The 21636-nt window shown below is 43.2% G+C and carries 16 protein-coding genes and 3 pseudogenes; 11 read left to right on the top strand and 8 right to left on the bottom strand.

Translation table 11 applies throughout. From position 1 onward, the window contains the following. The first annotated feature begins 9 nt into the window (after positions 1-9). A complete protein-coding gene (locus L8S15_RS01560) occupies positions 10-948 on the top strand; it encodes an ROK family protein (protein ID WP_016798098.1) in 939 nt (312 codons plus the stop codon). Positions 949-1004: 56 nt separating this feature from the next. Here L8S15_RS01560 and L8S15_RS01555 read toward each other — a convergent pair whose 3' ends face one another. Further along, positions 1005-2027 carry a LacI family DNA-binding transcriptional regulator gene (locus L8S15_RS01555; RefSeq protein WP_280571930.1) on the bottom strand — a complete coding sequence of 341 codons (1023 nt, stop codon included), beginning with the start codon at positions 2025-2027 and terminating at the stop codon, positions 1005-1007. 516 nt (positions 2028-2543) lie between these two features. Continuing rightward, a complete protein-coding gene (locus L8S15_RS01550) occupies positions 2544-3338 on the bottom strand; it encodes a helix-turn-helix transcriptional regulator (RefSeq protein WP_016798095.1) in 795 nt (264 codons plus the stop codon). A 123-nt stretch (positions 3339-3461) separates the two neighbouring features. Between L8S15_RS01550 and L8S15_RS01545 the strand changes: the two genes are divergently transcribed. Next, complete coding sequence (locus L8S15_RS01545; protein ID WP_016798094.1) at positions 3462-4268, top strand: sulfite exporter TauE/SafE family protein; 807 nt, start codon at positions 3462-3464, stop codon at positions 4266-4268. Positions 4269-4473: 205 nt separating this feature from the next. Here the strand turns inward: L8S15_RS01545 and L8S15_RS01540 are convergent, their stop codons facing one another. After that, positions 4474-5469, bottom strand: coding sequence for a hypothetical protein (locus tag L8S15_RS01540; RefSeq protein WP_241791179.1), 996 nt, complete (start codon positions 5467-5469; stop codon positions 4474-4476). Between the two features lie 553 nt (positions 5470-6022). Between L8S15_RS01540 and L8S15_RS01535 the strand changes: the two are divergent. Continuing rightward, positions 6023-6125 (top strand): annotated as a pseudogene (locus L8S15_RS01535) (porin family protein); the annotation flags it as partial. Between the two features lie 689 nt (positions 6126-6814). Beyond that, complete coding sequence (locus L8S15_RS01530; RefSeq protein WP_016798091.1) at positions 6815-7288, top strand: GNAT family N-acetyltransferase; 474 nt, start codon at positions 6815-6817, stop codon at positions 7286-7288. A 53-nt stretch (positions 7289-7341) separates the two neighbouring features. Here the strand turns inward: L8S15_RS01530 and L8S15_RS01525 are convergent. Both L8S15_RS01525 and L8S15_RS01520 read right to left on the bottom strand, forming a co-directional pair. Further along, positions 7342-7536 (bottom strand): annotated as a pseudogene (locus L8S15_RS01525) (IS6 family transposase); the annotation flags it as partial. A 440-nt stretch (positions 7537-7976) separates the two neighbouring features. Then, positions 7977-8462 carry a TetR/AcrR family transcriptional regulator gene (locus L8S15_RS01520; RefSeq protein WP_016798090.1) on the bottom strand — a complete coding sequence of 162 codons (486 nt, stop codon included), beginning with the start codon at positions 8460-8462 and terminating at the stop codon, positions 7977-7979. A gap of 432 nt (positions 8463-8894) precedes the next feature. On the opposite strand from L8S15_RS01520, the gene L8S15_RS01515 reads away from it, so the two are divergent. Together L8S15_RS01515 and L8S15_RS01510 are read left to right on the top strand one after the other, a co-directional pair. Next, on the top strand, positions 8895-10253 hold the full coding sequence (locus tag L8S15_RS01515; protein WP_016798089.1) for a CAP domain-containing protein: 1359 nt from the start codon (positions 8895-8897) through the stop codon (positions 10251-10253). Between the two features lie 193 nt (positions 10254-10446). Continuing rightward, on the top strand, positions 10447-10935 hold the full coding sequence (locus L8S15_RS01510; protein WP_102363755.1) for a hypothetical protein: 489 nt from the start codon (positions 10447-10449) through the stop codon (positions 10933-10935). Positions 10936-11034: 99 nt separating this feature from the next. On the opposite strand, the pseudogene L8S15_RS01505 reads toward L8S15_RS01510, so the two are convergent. After that, positions 11035-12782: pseudogene (locus L8S15_RS01505) on the bottom strand (amidohydrolase). A 125-nt stretch (positions 12783-12907) separates the two neighbouring features. Beyond that, positions 12908-13084: a hypothetical protein gene (locus L8S15_RS01500; RefSeq protein ID WP_016786079.1), complete on the bottom strand. Its 177-nt coding sequence runs from the start codon at positions 13082-13084 to the stop codon at positions 12908-12910. Between the two features lie 52 nt (positions 13085-13136). Between L8S15_RS01500 and L8S15_RS01495 the strand changes: the two genes are divergently transcribed. Together L8S15_RS01495 and L8S15_RS01490 are read left to right on the top strand one after the other, a co-directional pair. Further along, the gene (locus L8S15_RS01495; protein ID WP_280571929.1) at positions 13137-14099 is read left to right on the top strand and encodes an AraC family transcriptional regulator; all 963 of its coding nucleotides are present in this window, start codon (positions 13137-13139) and stop codon (positions 14097-14099) included. 149 nt (positions 14100-14248) lie between these two features. Then, positions 14249-14767, top strand: a complete 519-nt coding sequence (locus tag L8S15_RS01490) for a lipocalin family protein (RefSeq protein WP_010439773.1) — start codon at positions 14249-14251, stop codon at positions 14765-14767. Positions 14768-14961: 194 nt separating this feature from the next. Here L8S15_RS01490 and L8S15_RS01485 read toward each other — a convergent pair whose 3' ends face one another. Next, positions 14962-15576 carry a TetR/AcrR family transcriptional regulator gene (locus L8S15_RS01485; RefSeq protein ID WP_102424371.1) on the bottom strand — a complete coding sequence of 205 codons (615 nt, stop codon included), beginning with the start codon at positions 15574-15576 and terminating at the stop codon, positions 14962-14964. 204 nt (positions 15577-15780) lie between these two features. On the opposite strand from L8S15_RS01485, the gene L8S15_RS01480 reads away from it, so the two are divergent. The 3 genes from L8S15_RS01480 to cyoA all read left to right on the top strand — a co-directional run bounded on the left by L8S15_RS01480 (position 15781) and on the right by cyoA (position 21635). Further along, positions 15781-16896, top strand: coding sequence for an efflux RND transporter periplasmic adaptor subunit (locus tag L8S15_RS01480; protein ID WP_016798086.1), 1116 nt, complete (start codon positions 15781-15783; stop codon positions 16894-16896). An 8-nt stretch (positions 16897-16904) separates the two neighbouring features. Then, positions 16905-20003 carry an efflux RND transporter permease subunit gene (locus L8S15_RS01475; protein ID WP_280571928.1) on the top strand — a complete coding sequence of 1033 codons (3099 nt, stop codon included), beginning with the start codon at positions 16905-16907 and terminating at the stop codon, positions 20001-20003. 735 nt (positions 20004-20738) lie between these two features. Beyond that, positions 20739-21635, top strand: a complete 897-nt coding sequence (cyoA, locus tag L8S15_RS01470; RefSeq protein WP_081324793.1) for a ubiquinol oxidase subunit II — start codon at positions 20739-20741, stop codon at positions 21633-21635. Position 21636 lies beyond the last annotated feature (1 nt).

Genomic DNA, 21636 nt, shown 5'->3' with positions numbered 1-21636 from the left:
AATAGTACTATGACAACCTATCTGTCGTTTGATATTGGTGGTACTGACATTAAGTTTGGCGTTGTAAATGATCTGGGAGATATTCTCCGCCAAGGCAAAGTGAAAACCGCTTCTGCCGGAGAAGATATTATTCAGACCATTGTCGATATAAAGCAGGATTTGTCCCAGACATATCGCTTTGATGGTGCAGCTTTCTCAGTGCCCGGATTTGTCAATGTTGACACTGGTTACTTAAAGGCGGGTGGAGCCATTTCAGACTTCTGTGAGTTCAACTTTAAAGACATTTTGGCAGACAAACTCGCTCTGCCGGTAGAAGTCGAAAACGACGTTAATTGTGTCGCACTAGCTGAAAAGTGGCAAGGTAAGGCAAAAGATATGAGTGATTTTATCTGCATTACCTTAGGCACCGGTATCGGCGGAGCTATCTATACTAATAACCAGTTAATACGCGGACATCGCTCAATGGCTGGGGAGTTTGGCTATACCTTTATCCACTACGCGCATGAATCACAAGACAAAGCCTCTGAAACAATGAACCTGACTGCTTCGGTAAGAGATGGATTAAGGCGGCGTTACGCCCTTTATAAGGGATTATCGGGCTTTGAGCATATATCGGGAAAAGATATTTTTTCATTAGCAGAGGGTGGTGACAGTGTTGCTGTGAGAGTCATTGATGAGTTTTATAAGAGTATTGCCGTCGGGTTACATAATCTTACTTTTATATTAAATCCTGAAAAGATCATCATTGGTGGCGCTATCAGTGAGAGGCCGGATCTGATCCCCAATGTAACCCAAGAAATGAAAAGGTTACTCAAAGCCATTCCGGTCATCAATAAACTTAACCTCGATGAAGTGGTCTCTATCGAAAACACATCATTTACCAATGATAATGGCTTAATCGGCGCGGTATATCACTTTTTAATCATGAGGGAAAAAAGAACGCAATAGATAAATATCGAGCCGTTTTTACATTGAAATCGAACGCACTATGCTGGCTAAGAGAATTATAAATCTAGCCAGCTTTTTTGTGTGTGAAACGAAATAACAGAATTGCGCAGAATGAGTCTACCATGGTGATGATGACAAACCGGGGACGTTTTAGTTTCAATCAGTTCTAATGCCAATTCCACAGCCTGTCTCGTCATTTCTTCGATAGGAAGCTCAACGGTCGTGAGTGTCGGGTTAAAAAAATCTGCTATAGGGTCATTATCAATACCGGTAACAGAGACCTGTTCTGGAACACTGATTCCTGCGTCATCCAGCGCTTTTAATGCGCCAACAGCCATATTGTCATTAAATGCGATAATAGCAGTAAAAGGAATCTTATGATTTAACAGCTCCTGACATGCCAGATATCCACTCATCATATGATAGTCACCGGTTTTAACAAGATTAACCTGAAATGGTATTTCACTGGATTTTAGCGAGTTTTTATATCCGGCTAGGCGAGCTTGTCCGGTTGGGTTTTCAAGTGGGCCAGTAATACAAGCAATTTGTCTATGTCCAAGACTTATCAAATGATCCATCACTATACTTATCGCTCCCTCCTGATCGAAGGAGACCGCGTGATATAGGGGTTCAGAGGGGTTTCGGTTCAAAATCACCAATGGTATGGATAGATGGCTATGTAGATGTTTAATGTGTTCATCAGACAACGTTCGGCTATAAAGAATTACCGCATCACATCGCCCTTCAAGCTGACGAATGGCTTCATATTCCTGTTCGGGGTCATTTTTGCCATTAGTCACTATTAGCTGTTTATGTGCATCATCAGCGCTTGCGGCAGCCTGCTTTAATAACAACCCAAAATGGATTCCATCAAAGTCAGAAACCACCAACCCTATACTGTTGGTTCGATTGGTTGCTAATGCCTGAGCCAGTTTATTTGGCCTATAGCCAAGTTGATCCATTGCCGCAAAAACAGCTTCTCGGGTAGACTCTTTAACTTGTCCTGTTCCATTCACAACCCTAGAAACCGTTGCTTTAGATACACCGGCTAATTTACACACATCAACAATAGTACTCATCAGCACCCTTACTTTTCTCTAATAAATTAATAGTCTATACACACCCAGTAAGTGGTTAAAAGGATAATAACATGCAATGAAACCGGTTACACTTTGGTTGAGGAAAAATTGACACATTAAATTGAGGTTTTGTCGTAAATTGAACGTCAGGTTATGATCTGCTGAGTACTCATTACCTTTAGTATTATGACTATCTACTTTTTGGGGCGACACTTTCCTGATCCATACCATACAGGCTGGGCAATCCTCCAAGTGAATAATTACGCAAATATGAAGCTGAAAGAAATTCAAAACTAAATGAAAACTTCTACCCAAGAACATGCACAGCCCGGTTCCGAACTGACATTAGGAAATGTAGGACAAATTCTAACAGTATTTACGGTTGAAAAATTTCCTAACGCGAAAAGGGGTAAAAATAAGCTAGAGTCCATAGGCTAGATTGCTCGTTTTGGGTTAGTAAATGTATGTAAACCTCATTACATAAAAACGAACCTAATTCAGGTAAGCTCTTGGCAACTATATGCCACGATTCGAAAAGTAACGCGTGGGTGAATCGCCATAGACCCGACGAAACATCGCGATAAAGTTACTGGGCGTCGAATAACCCAAAACATATGCGACGTCTCCCACTGATTCTCCGCGCGCCATCATTTCTAACGAATGTATTAGTAGTATTTGTTGCCGCCATTCACTAAAACTCATGTTTAACTCACTTTGAATCAATCGTCTTAACGTCCGAGATGACATTGCCCCGATATTTGCCCAATGCTCAACAGAGTGTTTGCTGTTTGGATCAATTAAAATTGCTTGAGTGACTTTTTGTAATCTAGGGTCTTTGGGTAATGGGATGTAGAGTGACTCATGAGGGCTACCGACGATTTCATCAGATATTACGGAAAGAATACGTAAACACTGTGTAGGTAGCTCGTCTGTTTTGTTCCATCTCGATGCCCTAATCGAAAGGACTTTCAAGACATCGCTCATTTGGATTACACAAGGCCTTATTGGAAACTGCTCACAGCTCTCTGGAGTGAACAGTAATGAACGACCTTTCAGAGGACCACAAAAATAAACACTGTGCATCGCACCTGGGGGGATCCAACCAGCTCGGTGAGGGGGTAGTATCCACGTTCCCTCATCGGTTTTTACCTGTATTAGCCCTTCATCTATACAAAGTAGCTGGCCTCGATGATGATTGTGCCAATTATGCGGCCGTTGAGCCAAATGATTGACGTCACTCCTTTCATGCTGCCACTCCTTAGCGATCAGCGCGGCTCCATTTTTCCATTCACTGTAATCAGAGTTTGTCATTTGATTTACACAATTCCATTTTGGCCACTACTCATTATTTTCTGTCTTATTAACGTTACCATAGCAAGTTAGCGTTCGAGTAACATTTTAACAAAGACCATTTTTATCTAAGGCAGAACCATCATGAACGAACCTATCTTTATTATCTATTACATTACAGCAGGATTGGGCATTGGCTTTCTCGCTGGACTCGTTGGTGTGGGTGGTGGTGGAATGGCCGTCCCTATTTTTGCGTTTCTGTTTTCACTACAGGGAATAGCTGATACAGAAGTGGTACATCTTGCATTAGGGACATCGATGGCTTCGATGATTATTACAACATTGGGCAGCATGCGTGCACACTACAAAAAAGAGAATGTAGAGCCAACAATGGTAGTAAAAATGTTGAGCGGAGTTCTAGTCGGAACATTTTGCGCCACATTCGCAGCATCGTATCTACAGGGAGTTTATCTGGCAGGTTTTTTCAGCGTATTCATGTTGTATGTAGCTTATAAGATGTTTCTTAACACTGAAAATGAGTACAATCCAAATCCACATGGGACTATCGATAATATCACTGTAGGCTCTGTGATTGGCTCTGTATCAGCACTTGTCTCTATAAGCGGTGCGGGCTTGATCATCCCTTATCTTGTCCAGCAAAATTTTGAGGTCAAACGTGCTATTGGCACATCTGCTGCGATAGGTTTCCCTATCGCACTATCTGGAAGCCTCGGATACATGTTAAACGGATGGGAAAATACAGATTGGAACAACTTAGTATTAGGATACATATACCTTCCTGCAATGATCAGCTTCTCCATTAGCAGCTATTTAACTACTAGCCTCGGAGTGCGTTGCGCAGAGTATTTCCCAAACAAAGTTCTTAAGAGGATCGTTGGTATTTTGTGTGTTCTTCTAAGTTTCAAAATGTTAGTACAAGTACTTAATTAGGGAAAATAAATCTGTCATCAGTAAGTCTTGTAATATGATATGGAGACAACCTTGCTGTTGCCCACCTATTATATATTTGATGATTATCCGTGTTCTGCTTAAAAGTGTAACTAATTTTGGTGTAGCGACAAGCCAGCAAAACATACTCCTCGCTTTGCTGGCCCAAGCAGACAATGTGTAAGAAAGCTCTGCATGGTTGTTATTCTTATGGCTTTGTTAACCTAGCCAGAATTACATCCAAAATTTGCTGGTGATTGTCCCTTCTAGAAACCTCGTCACGATCCTGGCAAAGTACTTCTTCCCCTTCTGATGCAAGAATTTTAATGCCACGCTCAGTACATTCTGCAAACGCACTAAACTGAGTCGCACCGGGAATCACTTGATATTTCACATTGGGAAGAGCAACGAGTGATTCGGCTGGTGTCAGTGCGGGATGTAGCCGATCAGAAAGCGTCACCACAGTGATGGCATTGTTCATCAAGGCCAGTGTTTCAGTGGCAAAGGTGTTCGTTAGCTCAGGGTTGATAACGACGACCGATTTCAGTTTGTTTTCAGACCGAAATCGAGGGAATTTTTGATCTGGGATGTCCGTAATATCAACGTTATTTTCACTTAACCAATGACAGTCCATATTAGTGGCGTCGTGACACGATGTTCGGTATTTTTCCGGGCTTATTTGCGCTCCGGAGAGTATTAGCATAGATGTGCCGCCCAGAAAGAAGCCGACCCCCTGCACTTCATCAGTATCTACGCCTCCGGACAGTATCCCAACCGAACTTAATTCATTCAGCCCTAGTATCAAATCACTGGTTCTGAATGTGATTTCATCAACAGCCATTTCTGCATTGATTTCGTTCGGTGCAGGAGGCTTAGGTATAATAACGATATAACCTTGTTGCGCTAGGCTTGAGGCTATCCAACCACTGTGGGAAAACGCTGACCGCGTTCCGCCCTGCGACAAAAGCACAACGGGAAATTTTCCACTTGCTAAAGGGGCATCTAACTGTGTTTCGATTGATTTGAAAATGTTCCCCCTACCAAACATGAAGTTTGTTTTTTCGTTCGTCGTAGGATACCAGTAATAGACTTCTACAGGCATGTCTCTGTCTTCACTAAATATTGCTTTGAATGTTAGCGCAGAATGGTATCTTGGCTCCTTCGCGCTAGCACTGACACATAAGGTACCGAGTAGACACAACATTATTATCTTGGTTTTCATTTTCCTTCCCTCTACCAGTCAAGATATTACTCTCTACGACATATGGAAAAATAATGTGTAGGAGATTATTTATTATTTTTGCCAAACATAACAATAAAGTTACTCACGTCGAGTAACCAAAAGCAAGTGCTTGCTATGAACTGCGCTAACACACTCTTGGACAAAAGCGTGTCAGTGATTTTGCTAATTTAGTAAACAATGAATTACTACAAGTATATAAAGTCGTTTAATCAACTTCCATGAGTGATGTCAATCTGAGTGATATGTCGGCCAAGCACAGCATTTTTGTGAATCGTTGTATTTTTATCACAGGTTTATTCAATACAGTCCCGCTTTAGACGTAAGAAGCTACGCTGCTATCAATTCATTAGGAGCAACATCTTATGACTATTAGATAAAACCGACATTAACGTTGAACTTTATGAAAACAATACATCAAGGTTTGAACTGGCAACTTAATAAATACGCTTTCATTATGTAATGATTTTACTTACAAAGTCATACAGTCATAGACAAAAGATTCCGTAATAATACGTCAAATGGTATGAGTTAAAACTTATATGGCGGTTCGTATCATTGGTGTTAAGTTTGGCTACACCAATTACGCAAACTACAAAAATAGTGCAGAAAAGCTTTCGATAACATTAGCTTCAATATTCCAGGGCTTTGTCTATTTTTGCATTGCGATTGGCCATCTTCGATAACATCAAGATTTGGCCTACACTAAAACTTCAGGGTAACCAGCACTCTTTCTTTAACGCTTACCGAACTAGTTGTCCAAATTAAAACAAGTGGACTCGATATGAGAACAAGTGCGCCTAATGAGAGAGCACTCGTCAATGGAATGGACGTCAGTGTTGAATGCAAAGGCGATAAGATGTTGGCCACCATTTTAGCTGATAAGTGATATACAAAATGTAGCTGGCTGAGAACACATTAAAGTTATCTTTAATCACACTCGTCAGCATTCTATCAGGGAGTTTGTTTTGGGTTTTGTGACGGCACATTGTAAAAATACTATACGTACCCTCTTTTTGAATCATCGTGGGCAGCGCTTGGAACTAATATTTCTGTCATGGGGGCAGACAAAATAGGAAACAATAACTTCCATCATCGTTTTTAATTAAGACATATATATACCTTAATTAAAAAAATTGGCGCGTTCTAATATGCGTCAGATAAAGAGATCTATAAGATACTTGAAGAGTCTATGTTAAAAGACAGGAGAAAAAGCGACATTACCATTTTGATAACTCAAGATTAGCTTATCAAGATCCTTACATTGGCCAGTTACTTTTAATGAAACACCTACCCAAGGTAAATAAGCATGAATAAAATTAGCTTTTTAAAAATAAACAATACCATTATCGATGACATTATTGATCTCTCAGTGGAAGAGTCTCAAAAACAACTCATTGCTAACAACGCAGAGTGGCTTGCAGAAGCCAGTTTTAACGACGATAGTATCAACTATGGTATTTACTTAAACAATAAACCTGCGGGGCTAATCTCTCTGATTGACCCTAGAATACTGGACACACACGATGAACACTTTCAAAAGGAGCATTTATATGTATGGCGCGTCATGGTTGACCATCGTTTCCAAGGAAAAGGATTGGGGAGTCAAGCGATTAACTTCAGTAAGAAATACGCTTCCATTATCGGTTTAAAAGGCGTCTCCCTGACCACGATGGATAAAGAAAAAGGCAATGCGCTCTCTATTTATCAAAAGCTTGGTTTTATACCAACGGGCAGAAGACTTGATGATGAAATTGAATTAATTTTTGGCTTAAAGGAATGAGTGGATAAACAAGTCAGATGGTGTGTCTGGGACGGCTATTTGGCCGCCTCATTTTATACTTCAACTGTAAAGGTATTGAAGAGTTCATTCAAAAACGCTGACCCCTCGTGCACTCTCACCTCCTCCCGGTCACAGAGTAACCAACAATCAAATTGACTCTTATTCAGTCTCCGTAACCTTTAAAGATCTTGAATCGCTTCGATGAGCTTTTTGACTGGAGTATGGTCTGACTCTATCCTATTGTCCATACTATCTAAATATGCTGACTACCTAGAGTGAAGAAAGAAAAGGTGTCGGGCCTTTTCCTAACCATTAGTTTATGTATTGTAAAAATAGATTGCCGATGTAGTTCACTCATCGAAGTGAACACACAATGGGGCAATTCTGAGTTAGCCTTACCCCAAAAATCCTTTCCGAGTCTCCTCTTAATTAGCATCTTCGGTTCATTGTGGATCGTGGAAAGGGGAGGAATAGAATGCCGGTCGTTTCGTGCGCAATTATATCTTCAGCGCCAAAGAAGGTTCTTCCCCTCGGTCGTCAATCTGAAGGGGGTGATGAACTTAACTTGAGAGAGGAGCTAGAGGGGGAAGGGGTTACCAGATCAGCCTGAACGTGCCTGATAGATACCTTTAGATAGAGAGTTACTTTAGATAGCCAACAACGTTCTATTGAGCTTTAAGCGAGGTACTTATAAATTCAGCAACAGTAAGTACTTAGCTATGAAGCCTTCTTTAATTTGTTCTAACGGGTAATCACAATCCGAGAACAAGTAACTGAGTGTGATACCATCGATATCGGCGATCAACATGTGGCTATCGACAATACTGTTGGCATTTGGAATGTCGCATAGAATAACTTCAAAAGAATCCATCATCAGTTGGTAGCGTTCGTCCAACAGGTCTTTTAATATCAGTCTTAACGACAGTTGACATTTCACTTGGTAGTCAAGTTGATAAAACAGCTCTTGTTGCGGATCCGCCATAGACAAAAAGATGTGCTCGATAAGGTTAATTAACCTCTCTTTTGCTGATATTCCTTCACTCGATAAATCGGAGTTTTCGCCGACTTCGCTAATAATCTCTGCCATGCGAACAAACACTTTTCTTAGTAGGTCATCTTTGTTTTTGAAATGATGAAAAACTAAACCTTTCGATACTTTCGCCGTTTCACACACCTGTGCGATAGACGTTTTTTTCAAAGCCTTGTGTCGCGAATAATTCAATCGCGGCTTGGATTGCTTGTTGCTTCTTGTCCATGGATATCACTCAATTATTTTACAGAGCGACTATCCGGTCTGTAATTTTATAGTGCGGATAATATACAACAATGAGGATCGCAAGATCTTTAAAGGTCGTTGAATTGGAGCGAGATGAATCTGATTTTAATGAGAAGAGGTGCACTAGCGTTGCTTGTTGGTCGTCACGCTAATCATTAAATTACATGAATTATACACAAAGCGTTTAGCCAAACCTCTACTTGACAATACCTACCAAACTGTAAACTCGATGTTAATATTTTTGGGCTCTGACATTGACCTGAAGTTTAAGCCAGATTCATAAGGCAACATTCTAATTCCAAAGATTCATGTATGGTTAAGGAATAACTTATGAGAAAGCAACATGTGTCAGCAGCAGTACTTATTGCAATTACTATGTCTGGGTGCGGAGGAGAAAGTTCATCTGGAGGTGACAGCACAACTTCTGATAGCGCTAATAACCCTAGTAACTCTAATACGCCAGGCAGCCTTGGGAACTCCGATAATTCATCAAACATTACCTCGCAGCAGCCCGACATTAAAGCGCTCGGTAGCAATATGCTCTTTGCAATTGAAGGCTTTGTCGATAGCTCGGATCCCATCAGAAACTACTCATATATTACCGTTAAAAACGAACTTCCCGCGTTTAAAGGTTCAGATACCCAAAAGGTGGATGTGGTTATCTCTGCACCCACTATCATTATCGATAATGGAAGCAGTTTTGTTGACGACTGGCATTGTTATGAAGCGGTTGGGTTAAGCGCACAAAGACAAAGTAATAAATTGCTTGTGGATGGAACGCTTACAGAATACCGATACGATATGAATAGCAACTCTTGTTCTAGTGAGCACCTTGGAACGTATGTATTTAACAATGCTGTCATCGACAGTTCTTTGGAATTTGAAACTGTTGGTAGCGTCGTGAGTAAAGACGAGAGTGGTGTTGAAGCCGAATTACCGACTTACGAATTTATCGCTAAGGCATATGAACAGCAGTCCGAAGATCGGTTTGGTGATTCTTGGGCGTTATTACAACGTGACAAAATTAATGCAGCAGCCAAGGAAGCCGGGGCATCAATCTTTGAGTTAGATGCTTCATCAGGAAATATCAATTTGGATTTAGGTCAGCTTACTAGCGATACTCTGATAGATTTCGCATTGCTCGATAAAAATCAAATATTGAATGGCTCAGTGTGGGGCATGCCTGGCCAAGGTGTTGCCGATGAAAGATGGTGCCGAATTGTGAATATTCCAGATGAACTAAACCAAGACAGCATTAAGTATCAATCGGTTATTTCGACAAACTGTGCAAGATCGACACAGCGCTATTGTGATGCATTTGGTTCATCATTCGCGAGTGGAGATTACCCTCCAGTAGCCCCTATCGCTTGGGACAACAACACCGCCAGTAATGCCCAGCTAAATTCAGACGAGCAGTATCAAAGAGACGCTCAAGGTCACTTTGTTGTGAACAGTTTAGGTCAGAATGCGTTTGTCCTTTCATCGAACTCGGTGGTCATCCCTATTTTTGGTTATACAAGCCCACGCACGGATGGCAAAGTTAACAATGCAGGTCTTAATAGTTGGGCTGGTCATCAAGGGCACTGTCAAAATATTATGAACAGCGCGCACACAAAGATGGGGATCGGCTCTAAAACCAGTAAGTCTGACTCGTCGAAGGTGTCTTATTGGACGCAAGATTTCAATTAAGTCGATCACTGCTTAAGTACGCTTAAACTCCATCGAGGTGTCATTGTCGTTTATACAACAGTGATACCATAAAGAGATTTATTTATGTTGTGAATGATTTTGAGTGGTGTCATGAAATGGTAAGTTTTGCTTCGATTCGAACGCTAAGATGTATTTCAAATCAAGGCTACTTAACAAATTAGAGAGAGACAGAATGACTAAATCAGATAAAGTTTACGGGTTCAACACACCACAACGTCTATTTGTAGGTTACACGTTAGCCGTGCTGGTGGACTTAGTAGTGCTTAACTTTTTCGATGAGTACTGGGACTTCGTCAACATTGAATCTTTCACTATTTCTTTGATAGCGGCGTTGTTACTGCAGTTATTGTTGAAGCTCTCTATTGGCTTAGAACACAAGGTAGCGGATTACTTCAAACAGAAACCTGGAACGGCACCTAAGGTGTATCGAGCGCTGTCGACATACATTATTCTTGTTGGCTCAAAATTCGTCATGCTAGAAGCGATAAACCTTATGTTCGGTGACAAGGTGAGCTTCACAGGCCCTTGGGGCGGTGTGGTAGCGTTCTTCGCTGTGGTATTTACGATTCTGGTTGCTGAAGTGATTGTATCAAAAATCTACTTTGCTCTGGATGAAAAGCAAGAATCAAATGAGAAAGCACTAAAAGAGCCCAACGCGTAACAGAACTAAAATACATATGTGAATAACAGACGAGCCAGCTGAATAAGCTGGCTCGTTTTCGTTTGTGTGGTGATAACCAATTCGACGTGTTTGTTGGTTCTATTTTTCGTAAACCACATCTCCTCGTAATACTGTCATCAACACCTGAGTTTTGGCTATTTGTCTTGCCGATACTGTGGTGATGTCTCGGTCGAGAATGGCAAAGTCAGCCGATTTTCCCACCTCAATTGAACCGGTTATATCTTCAATTCCAAGACTTTTGGCTGCATTGAGCGTATAAGCGTCGATAGCGGTGTAGATATCGGTTAGGCCGGTTTTGCCCATGATTAAGCTATTTGCGATTCCAACTAGAGGGTTGATGTCGTGTACGTTCCAGTCACTGCTCAAGGTGATATTGGCATCAGTCTTAAGTATCGCGTCTAGGTTCATCATGGCTTTGGCACGGCGAGCACCAAGGAAGGCTTCGGCCCATTGGTGTTGATGCCTTGCAACGTAATCAGAGCCGACTTGGAAATCTGCGGTTACGTCTAATTGGCGAAAGCGTGGCACATCTTCATCATTGATTAATTCGACATGGGTTAGGGTGTAGGGTTTGGTTGAACCTTGTTTGCGAATGCTTTCTATCGCATCAAGTGATTCACGAACGGCGCCATCACCAATCGCATGAATGTGCGCACTAAAACCAATTTTATCGAGCGCGGTTAGCCACTCTGTCATCTGTGCTGGTGGAATATAGTTTAGGCCATTGGGAGATTGTGGCAGATAGGTATCTAAGTAGGGCGCGAGTGTTTTTGCTGTACCGTTAATGAAGATGCCATCGCTGTACATTTTTACCTGATCGACAAGCAGCAAGCGGTTTTTGTCATCGGAATACATCTTCTCAAAGACTTCTAATTGAGAGGGAATCGCCATTGATGGGTAAACCCAAGGGCGCAATGACACGCGAGCAGTCAAATCTTGGTTTTGCTCCGCTTCTAGCCAAACGTCGTACCAACCTCGTTTCCAATACATCCGGCCGTCACCAATGGTGGTAATGCCGTGCGCTGCGGCTTCTTCAAGTCCGAACATTAAGCCTTGATAGCTTTGTTCAAATAGCTCGCTTTGGCTGTTCCACGCCATCTCCATAATTTGGTCGCCAGCGTTGTCTAGTAAGATGCCGTTAAGCTTGCCGCTGTCTTGGTCTTTTAAATAAGCGCCACCTTGTGGATCTGGCGATTGCTGGCTGATTCGGGCGATTTTCAGTGCTTTTGAGTTGACCCACATCGAGTGTGAGGTTTGCTCCATGATGACTACGGGACGATCCGGGAAGATACTGTCGATGATCTCTAGTGGCGTGTAGTCATAATCGCTGTCGAGTGTCGACTCCAGAGAAAAACCATAACCCATTAACCAGCCTCGACCATCGGTTTCGGCATTGATTTTACAGGCTTCTAAGTAAGGGATTTGTTCTTCGAGTGTGGCTTCAGAATCCAGTTCGCAATTACCACCCAACTCTGAGGCGGCTTCAAAAACATGGTTATGGTTATCAATGAACTCCGGCAGAACAAAGGCATTCTCTAAGTCGATGACATCGGTACTATGCCCTTGAAAAGCTTTCGCTTGTGAGTGGTCGCCAATGAAAATGATCTTGCCTTATGGGTAATGATCGAGTCCGATTCGCGATGCCCGTAGATGTCGGCATTGGTGAAGATCTGGTCTGCGGTTTGGCTATTCGTCTCTACTTGATTTTTAATAGTCGGTTGGCTTTGAGCAGCTGTGCTGTCTTGTCCAAGTACCGGCGAAATAGTGCCTAAGCTAGCGAGTAATGCAATCCATGCAGTGCGCGGCAAAGTGAGCTTGTTGTTCATTCTTATATTTCCCGTGTTCCACTGTTTAATAAGTATAGAAAGCGAGTGGCCAGTGTGAAACTCTACATGAATGACAAATAAAAACTGCGATTAATCAACAAGCTGTCGTTTGAATGAGCTTCTAGTTACGACTCTTCTCTTAGGCTGTTACGTAGATCTTTTTTGTATTCTTCATGAGAGTTATAGCCATAAAGTTTCCAAGTGTTCTCACCTTTAATGTTGTGGTTGTAGGTGATCTCGCCTATCCACTGTTGACGAGTGGCAAGAATCATATCGCGGATTTTTAATAATAAAGTGTCCATAGTTGCTCTCCTGGTTAAGTTCACTTGCAGTATATTTAGCGGTGATAACCGGATGAGTATCGTTAGCGCAATGTTCAATACTTTTCAGTCAATGTACTCATTTGAATGGTTTGATGCGTATACTTTCAATATTAAAAAGTCACTGAGCATCGCAATGAAAGGTTACTTGGAAAACGTGCCACAACGAATTGGCACGTCATGGCGCTATAAGAAAATTGTCGAGAACAGCAAAAGCTATGGTTGGCATAGACATGAAGAGTACGAGATCGCGATTCATCGTCACTTTGCTGGTCATAGTTTTATTGGGCACCATCAAAGCGATGTGTTTCACAATCACATGATTTTGGTGGGGCCAGATTTGCCTCATGCTATTTATTCAGAAGAGAGCGCAGACGACTCGCGAATATGTGAAACGCACGTGGTTTGGTTTCGTAAAGATTGGATAGAGCAACTAATCGCGTGCTGTCGAGAGCTCGAACCGATACGTGTATTGCTAGAAGAATCAAAGAAAGGGCTCCAGTTTTCACCCGCTACTGCAGAGAAAGCGACGGAATTGTTGAACAAGGTGATGAACCAGCCACCACATCAACAATTGATTACGCTATTCTCTCTGTTTTCGTTGTTGCTTGATGATCTAGAGATCGTGCAGTTGATTAACCCACTCTTCAGCTCGGATGATGAAGATGAGGCCAGTGATAAGCTCGGCAAGGTTGAAGCTTTCTTGGTGAACAATTTTAATCACGACATCTCGGTTAATGACTTAGCCAAGCATCTCTACATTAGTGAGAGTAGCGTTAGGCGCCTATTTCAGAAACACTACAACGAGAGTTTTAGTCAGCGATTGAAGAAAATTAGGCTCAATGTGGCGTGTGATTTATTGATTAACACCTCATTGCCAGTGAATTTGATTTTGGAGAAAGTGGGATACGACAACCAAGCCAACTTCAATCGTCAGTTTAAATCGTATAAGCAAGTAACACCGACTCAGTACCGGTCAGCAATGAAGCATCACTGATTCATTCACTGACAAAACGATTCACATAAGCTTCTGAATAATTTACTGTTATATGAACCAATTAAACGGATTTAACGTATTACCAAGGATGTAAGTTAAGGCTCTCACATGACTTACTCGAATTACTATTAAAACAAGTCGAGGTTAGGATGAAGAAAATATTATTGCTGCTAAGTGTCATCTTATTGGGTGGGTGTGTCGGTATGCCTGAAACAGTAAAGCCCGTTCAACAGTTTGAATTGGATAGATACTTGGGTAAATGGTACGAAGTTGCTCGTTTGGACCACTCGTTTGAGCGAGGCCTCAATAGCATCAGTGCCGAATATAGCCTGCGTGATGATGGTGGTGTGAAGGTGATTAACCGCGGCTATTCAGATGAAGATGGCGAATGGAACGAAGCGGAAGGTAAAGCCTATTTTGTCGAAGGCAGTGATCAGGGCTATTTGAAGGTATCATTCTTTGGCCCATTCTATGGCGCTTATGTGGTGTTTGAATTGGACAAAGAGAACTACCAATACGCGTTTGTCTCTGGCCCAGACACCGATTACTTATGGTTACTTTCTCGAACCCCAGAAGTCTCATCTGAGGTCATGGAGAAATTCACAAGGATGTCTAAAGAGCGAGGCTTCAATACCGATGAATTGATTTATGTGGAGCATTCCAAATAACGGTACATAGCGGTTTATTGGTCTTTACGTTATCTCACGTAAAGACCATGTTAAGTGTAATGATAATGAGTCTAAATAACACTTAGGTCAGAGACATAGAGTGGTCATTATGAACAAGTCATTGTCAAAACAAGCTGTTATTTTCCATTGGTTTACCGGCATATACCGAGTGTTTTTTGTTTGCGATACTTAAACTAGCGAGGTTGGTTGCCGTTTAAGAATAGTGCGACACATTCACGCGTGTAGTGAAGTCTTTCATCTTGTGACTCACCGCTATCGTGTCCGAAGAATCCCCAATACGCCGATTTGCCGTGAAACATCAGTAACAGTTGGCGTGCAGCAATGACTGGCGAGCTTGATGTCGACAGTGTGAGATCACCAGATTCTATTTTCGACTGTAGGTAATCGGCGAGTAATTTTGTGGTTTTCTGAGGCCCAGTTTCTAAATAGATTGAGGCGATCTCTGGATGCGTATTCGCTTGGCTAATGGCATTTTGGAAGGTTTGTCTAGATTGCTCATCAAGTAACAAATCCTGAAATCTCACACCAAATTTCACCAACTCATCACCCACCTCTGCATCCATATCAAAGGCAGCAGGACTGAGTTCTCGCTCCGCACACTTGGTTTGCATGCAGGTTTCGAAAAGTTCGTCTTTGTTTTTAAAGTGAGAGTAGACCGTTTGCTTGGAAACGTTCGCTGCTTTGGCTATCTGATCCATATTGATCTTAAAGCCATGTTCAGAGAAAAGTTGGCTGGCTGCGGTTAAGATCTGCGATCTCTTCTGTTCACTCTTGATGATTTTAGTCACGTGCTGTTTCTCGTTGCTTGCTTGGTACTTGACGTTACTCAGTTCAATGCATTTCATTCTGCGCTAAGCATTATGCTTTTTGTGATGGTTTTATCAATCATTAACGATGAAACTTATTTTTAACACAATCAAACTAGACAGTCTAGTTTGATTTGGTTAGTCTAAAAAAAGAACATAATTGAGTACCGCATAGGAACAGTACGTATGTATAAATTGATGAAGGGAAGCGCATTGGCAGTGGCGTTGTCGACTTTTCTTGTTGGATGTGGCGAAAAGGAACAAGCCGAAGAGTCGGTTGATTCAACCACTGAAACGGCTTCGAGCGTCCAAACCATTTTAACTGTAGAAACGATCGCTTTGGCGCTATCTTCCTCTTATGCAGTACAGCGCGAATATGTCGGTGTGGTTAAGGCGGGTCAACAAGCTAATTTAGGTTTCGAACTGGCGGGCAAAGTAAACGAGATTCTAGTGGATGTCGGTGACACAGTCACAATGGGTCAGCCGTTGATTCGATTGGATACCCAACTTTTGGAAACTGAATCTAGCCAGTTGAAAGCTCAAGCTGAAGAAGTCAAAGCTCAGTTGAGTTTGGTGGCAGCGAACCTTAAACGTCAGCGTTCATTGAAAGCTAAAGGCTTCAGTGCAGAGGCGGAAATTGACTCGCTGACTAGTGAGCAACGCGTATTGCAGGCTAACTTGCTGCGTATTGATGCCTCAGTAAAAGGCAATCAATTGAAGCTAGTGAAATCGACAATTCTTGCGCCTTATTCGGGCACTATTTCAACGCGTTTTGTCTCTTTGGGAGATGTAGTGAATGTGGGTAATCCAACTCTGACTTTGCTTGCCTCTGAAGGGAAAGAAGCCTTCATCGGTATTCCTGCCCATCAAATGAAAAAGGTTACTTCACTTTCCGCACCAAGTATTCGTGTCGGGCGAGATGATTTCTCTGTGACTCTGCTGAACCCTGGTGCGATGGTCGACACTCGCTCTCGAAGTGTCGGCTTACGTTATCTGTTCCCGGAACAATCGTCGGTATTAGAAGGGCAACTTGCCTACCTTAAATTTGATGAACAGATTGATGACCAAGGTTATTGGGTGCCAATAACTGGTTTGATTGATGGATTACGCGGGGTGTGGAACATCTTTGTGATTGGTGAAGACAACAAGGTCGAACGTCGAAGCGTTCAGGTGTTGTTTGCTAACAATCAACAAGCGTACGTAAGTGGGGCGATTGAAGACGGTGAACAAGTGATCGCCAGTGGGTTGCACCGCTTGGTTCCCGGACAAACCGTGAAGCCAGCCAGCGTTACTGCTGAATAGGAAATAGCATGAAAATCATAGAGATTATTTCCAATACTCGACTGCTTATCTTAATGACGGCACTGCTCATGGTGAGTGGTATTTCTGCGTTCATGACGCTGCCGCGTGCAGAAGATCCAGTCATCATCAACCGTTACGCGAACATTACTACGAGCTTCCCCGGCGCCAGTGCCGAACGTGTTGAAACCTTGGTTACTGAGGTAATCGAGAATAAGCTGCGTGAACTGAGTGAAGTTAAATTGGTGAGCTCAACCTCAAGGCCGGGCGTGTCTATTGTCACGCTTGAATTGAATGACACAATCACCGAGCCAGAACCGGTCTGGTCGCAAGCTCGCGACAAACTATCTGATATCGAATCCATCTTGCCTGCGGGCTCACATTCTCCCGATCTCGATAGCGACCATACTTATGCTTTCACGACCATTGCATCTCTAACTTGGTCTGGTGCCGGCGAGCCTGACAGGTTAACGCTGGGTCGCTATGCCAAAGAACTCGCCAAGCGATTACGAACTTTATCGGGCACCGAATTTGTTGATGAATACGGGATGCCACAAGAAGAGATTCAAATCAGTTTACGTACCGCAGATGCAGCGGCGTTAGGGCGCTCAAGTGCCAATATTGCTGAGTCGCTAGAAGGGGCGGACGCCAAGAACTCCGCCGGTGAGTTAGTGAGTGATTATTCTCGCTTTGGCTTAGAAATTAAATCTGAACTCGATTCTATTGAACGCATTAAGCAAGTGCCAATAGCCACTGATAGCAATGGTCACATCATCCGTATGGAAGACATTGCTTCTGTGAAACGTGGTGAGAAAACCCCACAAGACCAGATTGCCATTATTGATGGTGAGCCGGGTGTAATTGTTGCGGCAAGAATGCACCCTGATCTGCGAGTTGATAACTGGACGTCGCGAGCCAACGCGCTCATCAGTCGATTTGAGCAAGAGCTGCCGAGCAATATTCAGGTCAACGTGCTTTTCAATCAGCAAGGCTATACCGAAACTCGCTTAGACGATTTAGGCAAAAGCTTGATGATCGGTTTCGGCTTGATCTTAATTGTGCTGTTCGTCACCTTGGGCGTTCGCGCCGCCATCTTAGTGGCAATTTCTCTGCCGTTAACCTCATTATTGACCCTGTCGATCATGAAAATGACCGGTGTTCCGATTAACCAAATGTCGGTGACGGGCCTAATTGTGGCGCTCGGAATCATGGTAGATAACGCGGTGGTGATGGTCGACACCATTCAAGCTTACCGCCTGAAAGGACAACATCGAGCCGAAGCAACCATGAATGCGTTGAAACATTTATGGGTGCCGCTACTGGGGTCAACATTAACCACGGTATTGGCGTTTGCCCCGATCATTCTGATGCCGGGCGCATCGGGTGAGTTTGTGGGAGGAATTGCGATTACCGTTTCTTTCTCGTTGATCGGTTCTTACATCATTTCGCACACCTTGATTGCGGGCTTAGCGACTAAGCTACTGCCGAAACAACTCAGTGATGTCGACAAGAAAGGTCAGCACCATTGGTACATGACCGGTTTGAGAATTCCGGCTTTGACGCGTTGGTTCTCGTCTTCTGTCCGCTTTGGTGTAACGCATCCAATTATCACGATTGCTTTGGTGTTGTTGGTTCCGTTTACTGGTTACTGGAGTATGTCTCAGCTGACTGAGCAATTCTTCCCGCCATCAGACCGAGACATGTTTGAGATTCAGGTGTACATGCCGCCGCAAGCAAGCATTTACGCCACCAAAAACACCTCTGAGAAAATTGACGACATTATTCATCGTTACCCCGAAGTAGAACGCATTGATTGGCTAGTGGGCGCGAACTTCCCATCGTTTTATTACAACCTACAAGCGAGGCAAAACAACGCGCCGTACTTCTCGCAAGCGATGGTGAAAACAGAAAACTTTGATCAAGCCAATGCGCTAATTCCAGAACTTCAAAAGGTGTTAGATAAAGAAGTACCACAGGCGCAGATCTTGGTACGAAAGCTTAATCAAGGGCCTCCATTTACCGCGCCCGTTGAGTTGCGCGTTTATGGTGAAAATCTGGATACGCTCAAAGCGATTGGTGAAGATGTACGCTTGATTCTTGCAGGTGTCCCTCATGTGACTCACACAAGGGAAACACTGCAACCGGGTACGCCGAAGGTGTGGTTGAAGGTCGATGAAGATACCGCGAAACTCAACGGTATTTCATTGAACCAATTTGCTGGCATGTTGCAAACCACACTAACTGGTCGTGAAAGTGGCTCGGTGATTGAGGGCAGTGAATCGGTGCCGATTCGTGTTCGTGTCGCGGATGAGGCTCGTGAGGATCTTTCGCACCTGAGTAATATTCGTTTGCCGATCAGTTCAGATGTCTACTCAACCGGTATCAATGTGTCTACCTTAGCCGAGCTTGAACTGACGACGAGTCGTGGTGCGATTACTCGTCGTAACGGGCAGCGTGTCAATACCATCGAGGGTTACATTGAAGCGGGTGTTTTACCTCAAACCGCGCTTAATGAATTCCAAAAACGCCTTGCAGACTATGAGATGCCATCGGGTTACACGATTGGCTTTGGTGGCGAATCCGCTGAACGAGACAATTCAGTTAATAGCCTGATCTCGAATGTCGCCGTTGTGGTGGTATTGATGGTGTTGGTGGTGGTGATGTCGTTCAACTCGTTCCGAATGAGTAGCATCATCTTCATGGTCGCAGGATTGGCTGGTGGGCTAGGGCTGTTGTCGGTATGGATCTTCGGTTATCCGTTCGGCTTCACGGTGATCATCGCCATGCTCGGGATTGCGGGCTTAGCGATTAACGCCGCCATCGTGATTTTGACCGAATTGAAACTCGATAAGCAAGCCTCATCAGGCAATGTGGATGCGGTGGTAGAAGCTGTGATGTCGTGTACTCGTCATATCAGCTCGACCACGATTACAACCGTTGGTGGCTTTATGCCGTTGATTATTGCTGGTGGCGGTTTCTGGCCTCCATTTGCAGTCGCGATTGTCGGCGGTACCGTATTAACTACTCTTATCTCGTTCTACTTTGTGCCTGTGGTTTATCATTTGATGACTAAAAATCAGCGCAAAACCGTCATCGAACCAACAGCATAATCTCTCTCTTAAAGACGATTACTCCCCTCCCTTGAGGGGAGTAATACCCGCTTAAAACATCTCTTAATACCCCAAAAATCGGCTTTTTATCTTCATATTTGGCCGTTTTTTGCTGCACATAGCTGACATTATTATCATAAAAATCAACGTGTCATTCGAGTGCCTGATGGGTTGCTGTCTCTAGTGATATCTTTTGTAAATACCTTTGAAATCGTATGTGAATTCATAAATTTGATGATCGTCACACTTTGTTTAATTCGCTCTTTCTAATGTAATCCAACATTGTTGTTTCTACTGCTTGTTTACTTTTCTCTCTCCCGTTTCCCCTTAATCCTTTTCCGCACATGGCTCAACTCGTGTGGCACGCCTATATCGTGCGTCTGAATTGCATCAATTTCCCATATCTCACTTTCATAACTGGAAGGTTAGTTTCCAAGTTTGTTTGGTGAGCTTTCAATTTCAACTCATCATAATGCGCCAAATGTAACAATGTATTTCAAAGTGTAACAATTAAGTCATATTTTTTGTGTGGTTTTAACCGTGCGGTAATGTTTCGGCTGCGAAGCACTGTCGTTTTAACTTGTCAGTTCAACTGTCGACTGTTCAAGATCGTGGCTAATTCCGTTTCGCTTTGAGATGCGTCGTTTCACATGCTCAACACATAAATATTCTAATGACCATGACAACCAGTACTCGGGCGTTCGTTCTGAGGCTGGATAACCATCGAGAAAGTTAATGGAAGCTTCAAGATATAAACGCATTTTATCGAGAGCAAATCTGTCGAGGATTGGTTTGGTGGGAACCGTCCTGATGCTCGAAGGATGTAACTCCGCATTGCTCGACCCAAAAGGTAGCGTTGGCGTTCAGGAAAAGGAGCTGATTATTACGGCTCTGTTACTGATGCTGATTGTCGTCATCCCCGTGATTCTGATGACCATCTACTTTGCTTATAGATACCGTGAAAGCAACACCACAGAAGAGTATGCACCTGACTGGGCGCACTCAACCAAGATTGAAATAGTGGTATGGACGATTCCAATCATCATTATTGCGATTCTGGCCACCATCACTTGGCGAACAACACACGAACTAGAGCCTTCCAAGCCTCTGGAAAGTGATGTGCAACCTATGGTGATCGAAGTGGTCTCTCTGGACTGGAAATGGCTGTTCATCTATCCGGAGCAAAACATTGCGACGGTTAACTATGTTGCGTTCCCGAAAGATGTACCGGTGACGTTTAAGCTGACTTCAGACAACATCATGAACGCGTTCTTTATCCCGCGTCTTGGTTCGCAGATTTATGCGATGCCGGGAATGGTGACCAAGCTGAACTTGATTGCTAATCATGAAGGTGACTTCAAAGGTTTTGCGTCGAACTACAGTGGTAAAGGGTTCTCTCAAATGAAATTCACCGCATCAGCCATGCCTGATCAAGTGGCGTTTCTAAACTGGGTGGAAAAAGTGAAAGCTAGCCCAGACCGTATTGAAGATTGGGAGCAATTCCGTTCATTGGCTGCGCCAAGTGTCGCTGAACCTGTGACTCTGTTCTCCAGTATCCCACCATTTTTATTCACTGATGTCGTGACCCAGCACCCTGGTTCAATGAACTGTTTGCCGGAAACCCAAGGATAAT

The sequence above is a fragment of the Vibrio sp. S/42/10 genome, from assembly GCF_029890535.1.
Lineage (GTDB): Bacteria > Pseudomonadota > Gammaproteobacteria > Enterobacterales > Vibrionaceae > Vibrio > Vibrio cyclitrophicus.
Note: the sequence above shows the minus strand (reverse complement) of the source record. Positions and strands in the feature narration are given on the sequence as shown.